Below are 14,910 nucleotides of genomic sequence, written 5' to 3' on the forward strand. Positions count from 1 at the left end.
TTGTTGGTCATTACAAAAATAGTTAGTTTTGCCGAACTATTAAGTTAAAATTTGATTAAACAATATTTGTGCCAAACTGTTCACTATGAGTAAGAATTTGACAAAAAGAGCGGAAGATTATTCCAAATGGTATAATGAATTAGTAGTGAAGGCTGACTTGGCTGAAAACTCGGGAGTACGAGGCTGTATGGTGATAAAACCTTATGGTTACGCTATATGGGAAAAAATGCAAGCGGAGCTGGATCGTATGTTCAAAGAAACGGGACATAGCAACGCCTATTTCCCTCTTTTTGTGCCGAAAAGCATGTTTGAAGCGGAAGAGAAAAATGCAGAAGGTTTTGCTAAAGAATGTGCTGTAGTGACGCACTACCGCCTTAAAAACGATGAAGAAAATAAAGGAAAACTCATCGTAGATCCCAATGCAAAGTTGGATGAAGAATTGGTGGTTCGCCCTACAAGTGAAGCCATTATTTGGTCAACCTATAAAAACTGGATTCAGTCCTACCGAGATTTACCCTTGTTAATTAATCAGTGGGCCAATGTAGTGCGCTGGGAAATGCGTACGCGTTTGTTTCTTCGTACGGCCGAGTTTTTATGGCAAGAAGGACACACTGCTCATGCCACAAAAGCGGAAGCGATTCAAGAAACCGAGCAAATGATGAATGTGTATGCTGACTTCGTGGAAAATTTTATGGCGATCCCAGTCATCAAAGGGGTGAAGACAGCTAACGAGCGGTTTGCTGGAGCTGAAGAAACTTATTGTATTGAAGCCTTAATGCAAGATGGTAAAGCTTTGCAAGCGGGAACCTCCCACTTTTTAGGTCAAAATTTTGCCAAAGCCTTTGATGTGAAGTTTGCCAATAACGAAGGAAAGCAAGAATACGTATGGGGAACTTCTTGGGGAGTTTCAACCCGATTGATGGGGGCGTTAGTAATGACGCATTCGGATGATAACGGACTTGTATTGCCTCCCAATTTAGCGCCAATTCAAGTGGTTATCGTTCCTATATATAAAAGTGAAGAGGAATTTGCCGCAATCTCAGAAGCTGCTAATACATTAACTGCTGCGTTACGAAAATTGCGTATTTCTGTGAAATTCGACAACCGTACTACGCAAAAACCTGGATTCAAGTTTGCAGAATGGGAGTTGAAAGGCGTGCCTGTTCGTGTGGCCATTGGACCTAAAGATCTTGAAAACGGAACCTTCGAAATTGCTCGTCGTGATACCTTGACTAAAGAAGTAGTTTCAAAAGACGGCATTGAATTATACATTGAATCCTTATTGACCCAGATTCAAGAAAGCATGTACAACCGCGCTTTTGAATACCGCGATACCCACATTACTAAAGTTGAAAACTTTGACGAATTCAAAGAAGTTTTGGCGACGAAAGGTGGATTTGTGGCAGCGCACTGGGATGGGACTTCAGAAACCGAGGAAAAAATCAAAGAATTGACCAAAGCGACCATTCGTTGTATCCCTTTAGATCAAGTGAAAGAGGACGGAAAATGTGTGCTTACCGGTGCAAAATCCTCAGGTAGAGTGCTGTTTGCCAAAGCCTATTAAAAAAATAGAAAAAAGTTTAAATGCAGGCTTGCGTGAATAAAAAATAGTTGTATTTTTGCATCCGCATTTGAGCAGTAGGCCCGTTCGTCTATCGGTTAGGACTCAAGATTTTCATTCTTGCAAGAGGGGTTCGATTCCCCTACGGGCTACTAAAATGTTCTGAAGGTTTATTGTTTATCGAAAAAGGTTCAGAAAATGGCCCGTTCGTCTATCGGTTAGGACTCAAGATTTTCATTCTTGCAAGAGGGGTTCGATTCCCCTACGGGCTACAAATTAGTTGTAAATTAGTTTTATAAAATAAGTGTTTAGTGTCTCAAACGTTTGTTTTATTAGTTAAAACCAAAGTGATAATTTATTATTGTGGGAGGTTTTTCTTTTTTAACTAATAGTTTAAAAAAATTATTACAACAATTAAATTAAAAAGACAATGGCAAATCACAAGTCAGCTTTAAAAAGAATTAGAAGTAACGAGAAAAAAAGAGTGCTTAACAGATACCAGCACAAAACTACGCGTAATGCTATCAAAGCTTTACGTTTGTCAACTGTTAAGTCAGAAGCTGCTGCTAAATTGGCTAGTGTAATTTCAATGATTGATAAGTTAGCAAAGAAAAATATCATCCATGATAATAAAGCTTCTAACTTGAAATCGAAATTAACGAAACACGTTAACAAGCTATAATTTCACGTTATACGAAATCAAAAAGCCCTGATGTAAATCGGGGCTTTTTTTATGGAGTAATTTTTATTTTTTCAAGGATTCTAGCATTTCTCGAGTAATCGGTTTTGATAAAAAGTCCAAAACCATTGGGTAGGATTTCGACTTTTCAATGTCTTTTGGGTCAATGGTGGAGGACAAAACAATTACTTTTAGATTGGGAAAATGGGTAATATAATTGTTTTCCGTCATTTCATCCAAAAATTCCCAACCGCCCATTACTGGCATATTTAAGTCTAGAAACATTAATTCAGGTAAAATAAAGTCAGGATCACTAACATGTCCGTTTTTAATGGCATCTAAATACTTTAGAGCATCTTCACCATTATTGGCAATATCAATTATTTCAGAGAATTCACTTTTCTGAATCACTTTTTTACAAAGCATTAATGTAATCGGGTCATCATCGACACAAAGTATTTTTTTATACATATATACTAGTCGTTTTTAAAGGTAATGGTAAACGTGGTACCAACGCCCACTTCGCTTTCGATACTTATGGTTCCACCCATCGATTCAACTTGCGATTTCACAAGATATAAACCCAATCCTTTGCTATCTGGGTTATCATGAAAGCGTTGATAAAGTCCAAATACTTTTTCTTTATGGCGTTTCAAATCAATGCCTAAGCCATTGTCTTTAAATGATAATTGGATGTCTTTATCTTTATTTTTGGCTGTCACGTCAATTTTTAATTGACGGGAAGGATCATGATAGCGGAGTGCATTGGTAGTCAAATTTAATAAAATACTTTCAAAATACGATTTATTTACGTGTAATGAAGTTACTTTATCGACATCCAATTTGATAATTGGATTTAAATTTTGAATCAGAAAATTAAGTTGATTGAAGATGTTTTCAAAGACATCGCGGATCACAATAGGTTCCTTTTCAATAGAAGGTTTGTCTTTAATAATAATGACATTCACCAAGTCATTAACGGTTTCATTTAACTGTTGGGTAGAGCGCTCAAAACCTGAAATGATTTCTTTCAATTCTTCATCTTCAATTTCAAGATCTTCTAAAAGTGTCAATAGTCCGGTAAGATTTGATAGTGGTGCACGTAAATTATGTGATGTAATGTAGGAGAACTGTTTTAAATCCGAGTTGTTTAACGTTAACTCTTTAATTAATTGTTCGCGTTCTTTTTCCTTGAGTTTTTCTTCTGTGATATCCCTTTGTATAGAAATCCAATGCGTATGTTGGTTGTCTTTATTCGTGATCGGAATAATGGTTAAATTAACCCAATACTCTTCATTGTTTTTACGCTTATTAAGGGTTTCAAATTTAAAAGCCTCTTTTTTCTTAAGGGCATCAGAAATTAGTTTGACATCGCGTTTGTTTTTAAACCGATTGATAAAAATCGAAGCTGATTTACCAATTACTTCTTCTTGCGTATATCCAGTCATGCTTTCAAAGGCTGGATTGACATAAACAATTCGATCTTCTGGATGGTCAGCATTTGCTAATTCTGCAATGATTACGGTTTCCCTATTTTGCGTGATTACAGTTCCTAGTAATTGTAAACGTTGCTCTTCTTCTTTGGATTTGGTTATGTCTTGCATCGCACCAATCATCCGAATAACTTGATCATTCTCATCCTTTACCAAAAAGCCCCGGTCAAAAACATAGCGATAGGAACCGTCTGCCGCCATGAAACGGTATTCATCTTGCCATTTTTCAGATTTTTGGGCAATGTAAGAATACAGTTTGACGGACATTTTTAAACTGTCTTCTGGGTGAATTTTATCAAACCACCATTGTAAATTATCACCTACCTCTTCTTTTTTGTAACCAAAAACACCTTGAATGCCTTTGTTCCAAATAAATCGGTTGGTTTTTATATCCCAGTCCCAAATGGTATCACTGGTTGCTTTGGATACAATTTCAAATCGTTCGTTGGAAACAGATAATTCGGCAAATTCTTTTTCGAATTGATGGATGTATGTTTCGTTGGTTGTTTCTTTTTTTGAAATCCAAAAAGTAAGTAAACCCGCAACAGTCAGGCCAATTATGATTCCTATTAAAATGAAATACTGAGAAGAAAAAAATGAGACCAATACAACACCTCCAAAAACCATCGCAAAAACGAGGAGGAAAAAGGATAAATGTGAAGTATGGGTCAATTTTTTCATTACTCCAAAAATAGCAAAAAAAACGAAACAGGGTGTTTTAAGATAAATTAAATCCATATTAAATCGAGTATCAAAACTATTGATAACGAGGTTCTTTTTTCGAAAAATAAAGTGTACCTTTGCACCTTCAAAATTTTCACATGGAATCGATTAGAAACATCGCAATTATTGCACACGTTGACCACGGTAAAACCACTTTGGTTGACAAAATTATGTACCATTGTCAACTATTTCGTGAAAACGAAAACACAGGTGATTTGATTTTAGATAACAACGATTTGGAGCGTGAACGCGGAATTACCATTACTTCCAAAAACGTTTCAGTTGTTTATAAAGGAACTAAAATCAACATTATTGATACTCCGGGCCACGCCGATTTTGGTGGAGAAGTAGAACGTGTATTGAATATGGCAGATGGAGTTTGTCTTTTGGTTGATGCCTTTGAAGGTCCGATGCCTCAAACGCGTTTCGTGTTGCAAAAAGCGATTGACTTGGGATTAAAACCATGTGTGGTTATCAATAAAGTAGATAAAGAAAACTGTACGCCTGAAGAAGTTCACGAAAAAGTTTTCGACTTAATGTTTGAATTAGGTGCAGAAGAGTGGCAGTTGGATTTCCCAACCGTATATGGTTCTGCTAAAAATAATTGGATGTCGGAAGATTGGAAAAATGTAACTACAAATATCGAACCTTTGTTGGATATGGTAGTGAACAATGTTCCTGCTCCCAAAGTATCTGAAGGAACCCCACAAATGTTGGTGACTTCTTTAGACTTCTCATCGTTTACAGGTCGTATTGCAATCGGTCGTTTAGAGCGTGGTTCTTTACGTGAAAATATGCCTGTTTCATTAGTAAAACGCGACGGTTCGATTACCAAATCAAAAATCAAAGAATTGCATACTTTTGAAGGATTAGGTCGTAAGAAAGTAGCCGAAGTGCACGCGGGTGATATTTGTGCATTGGTAGGTATCGAAGGATTTGAAATTGGGGATACTATTGCTGATTTCGAGAATCCAGAAGCGTTAAAAAGTATCGCGATTGATGAACCAACAATGAGTATGTTGTTTACCATTAACGATTCGCCTTTCTTTGGAAAAGAAGGTAAATTTGTGACTTCCCGTCACATTAAAGATCGTTTGACCAAGGAGTTGGAGAAAAACTTAGCTCTTCGTGTAAGTGAAACCGATTCAGCGGATAAATTCATGGTGTTCGGTCGTGGGGTATTGCACTTATCGGTATTAATCGAAACCATGCGTCGTGAAGGATACGAATTACAAATCGGTCAGCCACAAGTTATTATCAAAGAAATTGACGGTCAAAAATGCGAACCTATTGAAGAGTTAACGATTGACTTACCTGAAAATGTTTCGGGGAAAGCGGTTGAATTCGTAACTGTTCGAAAAGGAGAGATGTTGAGCATGGAGCCAAGAGGAGAGCGTATGATTATCAAATTTAATATTCCTTCTCGTGGAATCATTGGATTGCGTAATCAATTGTTGACGGCTACTGCTGGTGAGGCGATCATGGCTCACCGTTTTATCGGTTATGAACCCTTAAAAGGTGACATCTCTGGTCGTATCAATGGATCATTAATCTCCATGGAAAATGGAAAAGCAATTCCTTATTCAATCAATAAATTGCAAGATCGCGGTAAATTCTTCGTAGATCCGAATGAAGATATCTATGAAGGTCAAGTAGTAGGTGAGAATTCACGTGCAGATGATTTAGTAATCAATATTACGAAAACGAAGCAGTTGACCAACTTCCGTTCGGCGGGTGCTGATGACAAAACACGTATTGTGCCAGCTATCAAATTCACGCTTGAGGAAGCTTTAGAATACATTCAAAAAGACGAATACGTAGAGGTGACACCTAAATCGATTCGTTTACGTAAAATCTTATTGAATGAAAACGATCGTAAACGTTTTAAGAATTCGATTGCTTAATTTTAAGTAAGCTATAAAATTGAAAAGCCATCTCATTGAGGTGGCTTTTTTCATAAAAATAAAATTAATTTTATCGTTTAATCGCAAAATGGCCTTTGGCAATTCGTCCATCATCCACTTTGATATAATACCAGTAATCATCCGCATTGACAGGATAACCATTGTAGGTTCCGTCCCAACCTGCTCCTAAAGGAGAAATTTGTTTGATCAATTTGCCATAACGGTCAAAAATCAAAATTTCTGTATTGGCATGGAAAGTTGCATTTACTCCTTTAATGTTCCAAGTGTCATTAAACCCATCTCCGTTAGGTGTAAAATAGGCCGGAACGCCTAATACAGAAACGGTATATTCAGCAATTCCACATCCATTCAAATCTTTTACATAAACGGTATGGATACCCATGGGTACACCAGTAAAGGTATTCGAACTCTGATACGGACCATAGGATTCATCCAAACTATATACATAATCCCCATTTCCAGTTACATTCACTGTAATCGTATTGATTTCACTTAAATCTACAACGGTAACGGAGTCAATAGTTGCAATTACTGAGGAGTTTACCTTAATGTTTCGTGTCACTGGACAATTGGCACTATTGGAAACTTCCACACTATAATCCCCTTCTTGATTGACGGTCAAGGTATATTGATTGGCTCCTGGAATGGCTGTTCCATTGAAATACCATTGGTAGGTGTAGGTCGGGATTAAAGAGACCGGACTTACAGCTGCATTCAATGTTACTGTAAAATTGGGCAAGTTGGTACAAACCAAGGTATCATCCCATCCTTGTGCATTAATATTCACATAAGGAAGCGGTTTAACTTCAAATGCTAAGGTCGTAGTCACAGGACAACTCGTGTTAATTGGATTCACCGCAGTGACGACAACATTTTGTGTTCCGGATGTAAACGGATTGGGTAGGTTATTGGTATATACGGTTCCATTAGCCAATGTATAAGTAAGATCAATGCCTGTCTGACCTTGTAATAATTGACTTGAAATAGTTGAAGTGTCAAAATTAATCAATCCATCTTGTTGCATCGGATCAATTTCATCATCACAACGAATGAAATCCGTTGCGTTTACCGCAAACAATTCAGGTAAATCATCCACAATAAAAGTAATGGTGCCCGTGCGGTAACAGGGTCCGTCAGCGGCTAACGTTCCTGTATTTTCTATACGAACCGTAATAGTTTCCGTGCCATTCACTGTAAAAGTTGGAGGGAATGGAGACGAAATCGGTGTTCCAGCACTAGTAGTATACGATATGTTCACATTGGTTTGTCCTTGTAAAATAGTACTCTCCAAATTTGAAGTATTGAAGGAATAACTGCCATCTTGATCATCATCACAATGGCGAATCACATTGTTGGTGCCAACGGGATGAAGTGTAGGCAAAGCCTGAACTGTAAGTGTTATGTAAGGCCCCAAACCAAAACAAGCATTGTCCACATTACTATCCACACGAACCCAAATTTGTTGTACATTGGGATAGCCTACATTCATGTAGTTGGCGTTATTGGTTATAGCTAAAGAGTTGCCGTTAGTATCTACTTCAGCTAAGGCATCGGCTTCGTTTTTATAATAGGTAATGGTGTAAGCAGCAGTAGTAGGAAGTAAACCTTGGATTTGCGTAGTCACCGAACTGAAATTAAAAGTGGCAATACCGTCTGTATCGGTGTTGGTCGGACTCACATAATAGTCACATTGGATGAAATCCCAATGCGTTCCTGCGGGTATTTGAGTCGCCGAAACAATCAAATTCAAACGTGCAATTCGGTAACATTGATTCGCATTTTCAACGCGAACCCAAACCGTTGTATTGGAAGTAGTATATGCTGTTATATTAGTTATTTGAACACTCGTATCATTCGTGTCTGCTCCGGTTTGTGTAGTAAAATAGGTGAATGTTTCAAAAGCAGCATTAGCAGAAATTAAACTGTTTTTTTGCGTCAAATTGAAACTGGAAATCCCGTCTGTATCATCATCACATTGCACTAAGGTGAGAGGCGAATTCACTACAGGTAATGCATAAGTAGTGAGTGTTGCCGGATCTGAATTCAATCCACAACTATTGCCGTTGCGATTCAAAACAACGCGATACAAGTAACCCACCATGGTTGGTGTCACACTAGTTACCGTTAGTGTTGCCGTTGTTGTACCACTATAAGGAGCCGTATTGGTAAGCGAACTCCATGTAACTCCATTATCTGTTGATAATTGCCATTGGTAAGCATCTATGGGAACCGAAGGTGTGATGGTAAATACCGCATTTTGTAATTCACAAACCGTTACATCTTGTGGCTGTGTGGTTATACTAATCGGTGCTGCAATAGTATAATTGGTATTTGGGTTTATGTAGCCTCCAGCGCCTGTAACGAGTCCATTAGCATTCACTGTTGGTGGACTAGTAGCGCCCAAAATACCATCTCCATTGGCATCTGTATAACCGGCTTCAATGACATCGTTACAAGTATCATTATCCGAATCTAAAGCAACATAATTAAATATACCATTGCCATCAGTATCTGCCAGGGTGTAATTGATTGAACCACTGTCCGGACTGGTTTCCAAACTGTTTTGTAAACCATTTCCGCCTGTAGCAATTGCATCGATACTACCATTCGCATCAATATCAGGAATATTGCTGCCCGATTCATTTAGGTCATAAATTCCGTCATTATCAGAATCCAAATCCAAATAATTCGGGATACCGTCACCATCAAAATCATTCACAACAAAAGTACTTCCAAACAAATCGTCCATTCCATCGCTGTTGGTATCAGTACCCGTTAAAGCAGAAAAAATATTTCCTTGTGATTCATAAAAATCGGGAATTCCATCATTATCACTGTCTAAATCCAATTGATCAGCTATACCATCATTATCCGAATCTTTCGGAACACAAGTTGCATAAAAACGGAAAGTAGCTCGGTTCGCACTATCATCCACTAAATTTTTATGGAGTAGAGTAAGACTTGTCGTTAAGTTGGATTGAAACTTAAATGTTCCCGTTCCTGCCGCCAATGGTGTACTGCTGTTTACACGGAAACGAATTTCAAAAGAGGAAAATCGCGTCACACCACTTTCATAAAAACCGTCATAATTCGTGTCAATCAATAATTGATCGTTCGGATTGTCTACAGTAATTGTTTGATTGATAGGGCAACTGATGTAATATTCGCCTTTGTCATTGATCAAGTCGGCTGTATTTGCCGTTGCTGCATATTCCATGCCCACTGAAATGGGTTGCGCAAAATTCAATTGGTATTTTACCCAATTTATTTTACCCGCCGGAATGTCGGTTACTACAGTACCATCATTGGTTGAAGTTAAAGGATTCGTACTCGCTGTACTTGAAGTAGTCACGGTACCTGTAAACGAATTGGAATAGGTACCCACCACAATAGTTCCCGCCGCAGCATTGGTCAAATTTAGATATTGAGTACCATACGATTCCTCACAATTGGTAATTCCATCGTTATCCATGTCAATATCCACATTGTCTGGAACATAATCGTTGTCCAAATCCGTGGGACAAGTACTCACTGGAAATTCATCGGAATAGAGTTCGATACCACAACTCGCCAACCCCGCTTTTACTTTATAATAACCAGGTTGTGTTGGTGTATAACTGTTGCTGATGGCACCTGGAATTGGAACATTATTAAAATACCACTGGTAGGTATCAAAGCCATTTTGTGCATTCACGTTTAACTCAACGTTTGGGATACAGTTGGTTAAACTAGCATTCACTTCTTGAAAAACCACTTCGGGTTTAAAGACAAAGCCCGAATAATACCCACCAAATGTTGCCGCACCATCACTGCCATAAGCTGCTAAATACAACTCGGATGTAGAATACACCGATACATTTCCTTGTAAACCACTTATTGTATAACATTCATAGTTGGAATTTCCAATGACGGGGGTCGGACCCACAACTGTGTATTGTGCACTCAATCCTGCCAACGTAAACGGAACAGTATTTATGATGAAATTCAAGGTCGAACCTACTTTCGTTGTTATGGTCACCCGCCCCGTAAAGGATCGACTACCCACCAACTCAATAAAAGGGATATTATCCAAAGATTTTGGAGTTTGACAACTCAATGGCGGGACAAAAAACAATTCTTGATTGGCTTGATTGGCCATCGATCCATCGCCGACCGATTGATACGCAAAAATATTTTTATTCGAATGAACATATAAATTACCATTTGCGGTATAATCAGCTCCTGTTAAAGAAACATATTCTCCTGCATTTAAAGTATAGCTAGGTGTAGTAGCACCACTCAAGAAAATTTCTGTATTGTTTTCATGAGCAATTAATAGTACACGCTCCACATTGTTCATTCCCGTACTTTTAATAAAAATATAGTCGGTACCGGTTCGTTCTGCGGATACTATTTGATCAAACCCCGTATCAATATTACTCATTTCACCATTGGTTCCCCCGATGGAACCACAATTCACCGCAATGGGTTTGTCAGCAGTGACAAGCGATCCAATTAAGGCATCTCGATTAGCGTTTGTCGGACCCTGAACTGCAATAATAAACGATTGACCACTATTGAGTAATACAGGAGCTGGTGCATTTCCAGCTGTTGTATTATTCACCAAAACAGCCCCTGTCTTAATGCCACTAAAAGTGACTGTTGTATTGTTTTCTGTGGCTAAAACGGAAATGAAAGTGTAATGTCGTGCAGCATAGCTTGTCACTAACGTGTTGGTCATCCCACCAATACGAAATTGTGTACCCAAAGCGGCCATTCCCTTAGAAACCACACAACCCGCTTGGTTTCCCGTTTGATCAATAATCCGACCTGAGACAGAAATCAAGTCCTCTGCTTCAATGATATAGCCTGCATCTTGAAGAATCATATTAGCATCTATTTGATCCACAACAAACTGACTCGGATTACCACTCGTAGTCGTGTCAAAGACATAAGGCGTGTCACGAGATACCGTTCCCGTAATGTTTGTACTCCCCAATTGTTTGATCGTAAATTGAATGGGAGTAATGCTCGGAGTAGATATATAAAGGTACTTAGGTCCAATAGGCATATCTTGCGAACTGGACAATGGGGGTAGGTAATGGGTCTTACTGAATTGCGCTAAACAAAGCGCTGGTAATAAGAAAAGTAACAGTAAGGAGGCAACGGTATTCTTCATGTTCCAAAAATAAGAAATACGCACCGTTTGACTGATGCGTATTTAACTATTTTTGGACTATTTTAACACTAAAAGGTTTAAAGATCTCTTTTGCGTATCAAGGCATACGAACCCCAAATAAAAATAGCTGTCCAACAAAGAACCGTAAATACCATAGTGTAATCCACACTGTAAATCTTGGGTTCGCTAACACCTACTTGATTTCCAATAGCTTGAATAAGTTCAAGTCGGGTAAACGGCTCGATAATTAAATTGGACATTGATTCCAAAGGAAGGTATTTGAAAAAATAATCATACGTGGTATCAAAATCACCCACCACAAATTTTCCAATAATTCCGTAGCCTATTTTCTCCGTCATAAACCAAACAAATAAAAAACCAATCGCAAAGGCCGAACGCTTAATCAACACCCCCAAAAACAAACAGAAACTGAAGAAACCCACCAATTTGACAAAGAAAGCCAACAGATAATCCATTTGCGAAAAAATAATACCCACTTCGTCATAGGTTGAATAAAGTAGCCCTAAGAGTAAGGAAATCACAAAGATGAAAACCGTTGAAACTAAAGCAAATACAATCACGGTCAAAAACTTTGAAAGTACAAACTCTTTCTTGCTCATCCCGTCAATTAAATTCTGTTTCAACGTGCCATACGTATATTCATTGGCCATCATCGATACAATCACCAAAGCCAAAAAGATTTTCGGCAGTGCCCCAATAAAACTGTTTAAATGCCAGATGTACGGGAAGTTGAAAATGCCTTGCTGCGATGCATCAAAGTGAAACGGACCAAAGTCAAATTCAATCGAAGCAATCAACGCAATCAAACTCAACACAATGAAATAGGTTAAGGTCAGCACCCGACTCGCGCGATTCAACCAAATTTTCTGTAATTCTATAGCTAATAATCGTTTCATAAAGGCTTATTTTGATGCGGTGATTTTTAAGAATTCTTGTTCCAAACTGTTTTTGCGTTCACTCAAATGATCCAAATAAATCGAGCGCTCCGCCAAATACCGATTCAACGCCGCACCATCGATGGGCGAACTCCCTTGAATCCATAAACGACCGTTCTCAATCTTCATCGAAGATAGGTCGGGGTAATCCTTCAAACTTGCTTGCAAAGCATCCAAATCGGAAGCCCCCAATTCCCAAGCCGTCGTTTGTTGCGCCATGCCAGCCACCGTTCCTGAATACAACATTTTTCCATATTGCAACACCAACACATGCGAACATACTTTTTCTACTTCATCCAACAAGTGCGAAGCCAACAATATCGTTGTGCCCTGTGCAGCAATCAATTTGATAATGTCCCGAATTTGGTGAATTCCCTGTGGATCCAATCCATTCGTAGGTTCGTCCAAAATCAAAATCTCCGGGTCATTCAGCAAGGCCGAAGCAATCGCCAAACGCTGCTTCATCCCCAACGAATAGGTGCGAAATTTATGGTCTTTTCGATCCCATAAACCCACTAATTCTAGTTTTTCCTGTACTTTATGGTACCCAATACCTTTGATTTTGCACACCAATTCAAGATTCTGTTGTGCCGACATGTACGGGTAAAAATTCGGACGCTCAATGATAGCGCCCACTTTTTTCAACGCTTCATGCGTCGGTAAGTTGCCACCAAACCAGCTGTACTCGCCCGATGTGCGGTTCACTACATTCAAAACAATGCCCAAGGTGGTCGATTTTCCGGAGCCGTTCGGACCCAATATTCCGTACACATTGCCTTTTTGGATTTCCAGCGATAAGTCGTTTACAGCATGCACACGCCCGTAACGCTTGTGTAAATTGCGGATAGATAAAATAGTTTCCAAGTTCTTATAGTTAGGTTATAGTTTTTAGACGAACCAATTCCCACTTTGTTACGGACGAAAATAATTTTTTGGGCGCTCCCCCCGAATCCCGCCAATTACTTCGATACGCGTTTTGCGTCGGGGGTCCGGCTTTCGGCCGTCGCTGCCCTCATGCTAACGCATCGGGCGAGCTCCGCAAGGCCTCAATCCGTAGCGCAAAAAAAACTCCCGATGTTTTATCGGGAGTTTTTTTTAGAAGCCCTAAAGCTCAGCATCTCAGCGGCTCAGTATCTCAGGAGCTTTTTCAGGGGACTAAATCGCACTCGCAATCGCCACAAAATCGGACGCCTTTAACGCCGCACCACCAATCAATCCACCGTCCACATCGGGTTTCGAGAAGATTTCTTTGGCATTTTCGGGTTTCACACTTCCGCCATATAAAATCGAAACATCCTCGGCCACTTTAGGGTAACGGGAACGAATCGTATTGCGAATAAATTCATGCATTTCTTGAGCTTGCTCCGGACTCGCGGTTTCGCCTGTACCAATCGCCCAAACGGGTTCATAAGCCAATACGATTTGCGCCCAGTCTTTATCCTCGATATGAAACAAACCATCGCGCAATTGGTTTTCTACTACATTGAAATGTTGCCCGTTTTGACGGTCTTTCAATTCTTCACCAAAACAGAAAATTACCGTCATGTCGTGTTTTAAAGCCGTGTCCACTTTATTAGCCAAGGCCGCATCGGTTTCATTGAAATACGCTCTACGCTCAGAATGTCCCAAAATAACTGTCGAGACTCCAATGCTTTTCAACATGTCCGCCGAAATTTCACCCGTATAGGCGCCACTTTCCGCTTGGTGCATGTTTTGAGCGGCTACCGTAATCGGCGTAAACTCCACATGATCTGCTGCCGAAGCCAAATTCACAAAGGTAGGCGCCACCACAATTTCAGCCTCCAAATCCTCAGGAAGTTGGGCAATCAATTCATTCAATAAGTCTTCCGTTTCTTCGGCATTCTTGTGCATTTTCCAGTTGCCGGCAACAATTTTTCGTCTCATTATTCTAAAGATTTTAAAGTAGCATTCAATTTGTCAAAGTCGGTTTCAATCGCACGATAAATCGTGATTTTACCTTCTTTATCAATAATCATATAACGGGGAATCCAGTCCAAATCAACCGATTTTCCAAAACTCCCTTTCATTCCTTTTTCATCATTTACCCAATAGTGGTCACCCACTAATTGGTGTTTTTCAATGCCCGCTTTCCATTTATCAAAAGCTTTGTCCATGGAGATAAAGACATAATCCACTTTCGGATTCGCGGCTTGCATTTCTTTGACTTTAGGCATGGCTTTCACACAATCACTGCACCATGATGCCCAAATTTCAATTACCGTCAGTTTACCTTCGTGTTTTTTCAAAACGTCAGCAAACTTCAATTCGTTACCGTCAACATCCGTCATTTTTTCTTTCAAACTCGCTTTGGAAAGGGCGGTTGGAGCTTCTGTTTGTGCACACGAAAACAGGGAGAACAGTACCAAGGATAGGGAAACAATCTTTTTCATAGCC

The 14,910-nt window shown here is 39.3% G+C and carries 10 protein-coding genes and 2 tRNA genes; 5 read left to right on the forward strand and 7 right to left on the reverse strand.

The window, feature by feature from the left end; all coding sequences use genetic code 11:
• Window positions 1-85: 85 nt before the first annotated feature.
• From proS to rpsT, 4 genes are all read left to right on the forward strand, one after another.
• Window positions 86-1,564 (forward strand): proline--tRNA ligase, encoded by a 1,479-nt coding sequence (gene proS / locus OLM45_RS07280; RefSeq protein ID WP_264509348.1) that lies wholly within the window; start codon window positions 86-88, stop codon window positions 1,562-1,564.
• Between the two features lie 77 nt (window positions 1,565-1,641).
• A tRNA-Glu gene (locus OLM45_RS07285) sits at window positions 1,642-1,713 on the forward strand.
• Between the two features lie 48 nt (window positions 1,714-1,761).
• A tRNA-Glu gene (locus tag OLM45_RS07290) sits at window positions 1,762-1,833 on the forward strand.
• Between the two features lie 158 nt (window positions 1,834-1,991).
• Window positions 1,992-2,243, forward strand: coding sequence for a 30S ribosomal protein S20 (gene rpsT / locus OLM45_RS07295; RefSeq protein ID WP_129460822.1), 252 nt, complete (start codon window positions 1,992-1,994; stop codon window positions 2,241-2,243).
• Window positions 2,244-2,306: 63 nt separating this feature from the next.
• Here rpsT and OLM45_RS07300 read toward each other — a convergent pair whose 3' ends face one another.
• Complete coding sequence (locus OLM45_RS07300; RefSeq protein ID WP_264509349.1) at window positions 2,307-2,711, reverse strand: response regulator; 405 nt, start codon at window positions 2,709-2,711, stop codon at window positions 2,307-2,309.
• A 5-nt stretch (window positions 2,712-2,716) separates the two neighbouring features.
• On the reverse strand, window positions 2,717-4,414 hold the full coding sequence (locus OLM45_RS07305) for a PAS domain-containing protein (protein WP_264509350.1): 1,698 nt from the start codon (window positions 4,412-4,414) through the stop codon (window positions 2,717-2,719).
• A 140-nt stretch (window positions 4,415-4,554) separates the two neighbouring features.
• Here OLM45_RS07305 and typA point away from each other — a divergent pair, with 140 nt between their 5' ends.
• Window positions 4,555-6,360, forward strand: a complete 1,806-nt coding sequence (gene typA / locus OLM45_RS07310) for a translational GTPase TypA (protein ID WP_129460825.1) — start codon at window positions 4,555-4,557, stop codon at window positions 6,358-6,360.
• Between the two features lie 70 nt (window positions 6,361-6,430).
• On the opposite strand, the gene OLM45_RS07315 is transcribed toward typA, so the two are convergent.
• The 5 genes from OLM45_RS07315 to OLM45_RS07335 all read right to left on the reverse strand — a co-directional run bounded on the left by OLM45_RS07315 (window position 6,431) and on the right by OLM45_RS07335 (window position 14,906).
• Window positions 6,431-11,539, reverse strand: coding sequence for a T9SS type B sorting domain-containing protein (locus tag OLM45_RS07315; RefSeq protein WP_264509351.1), 5,109 nt, complete (start codon window positions 11,537-11,539; stop codon window positions 6,431-6,433).
• Window positions 11,540-11,616: 77 nt separating this feature from the next.
• Window positions 11,617-12,456, reverse strand: coding sequence for an ABC transporter permease (locus OLM45_RS07320; protein ID WP_264509352.1), 840 nt, complete (start codon window positions 12,454-12,456; stop codon window positions 11,617-11,619).
• Window positions 12,457-12,462: 6 nt separating this feature from the next.
• Complete coding sequence (locus tag OLM45_RS07325) at window positions 12,463-13,359, reverse strand: ABC transporter ATP-binding protein (RefSeq protein WP_264509353.1); 897 nt, start codon at window positions 13,357-13,359, stop codon at window positions 12,463-12,465.
• A 291-nt stretch (window positions 13,360-13,650) separates the two neighbouring features.
• The gene (tpiA, locus tag OLM45_RS07330) at window positions 13,651-14,400 is read right to left on the reverse strand and encodes a triose-phosphate isomerase (RefSeq protein WP_264509354.1); all 750 of its coding nucleotides are present in this window, start codon (window positions 14,398-14,400) and stop codon (window positions 13,651-13,653) included.
• Complete coding sequence (locus tag OLM45_RS07335; protein ID WP_264509356.1) at window positions 14,400-14,906, reverse strand: TlpA family protein disulfide reductase; 507 nt, start codon at window positions 14,904-14,906, stop codon at window positions 14,400-14,402. The genes tpiA and OLM45_RS07335 overlap by 1 nt, the downstream gene beginning before the upstream one ends.
• Window positions 14,907-14,910 lie beyond the last annotated feature (4 nt).

Origin of the sequence: Flavobacterium sp. N1719 (assembly GCF_025947045.1) — a bacterium.
In the GTDB taxonomy this organism is placed as follows: domain Bacteria; phylum Bacteroidota; class Bacteroidia; order Flavobacteriales; family Flavobacteriaceae; genus Flavobacterium; species Flavobacterium stagni.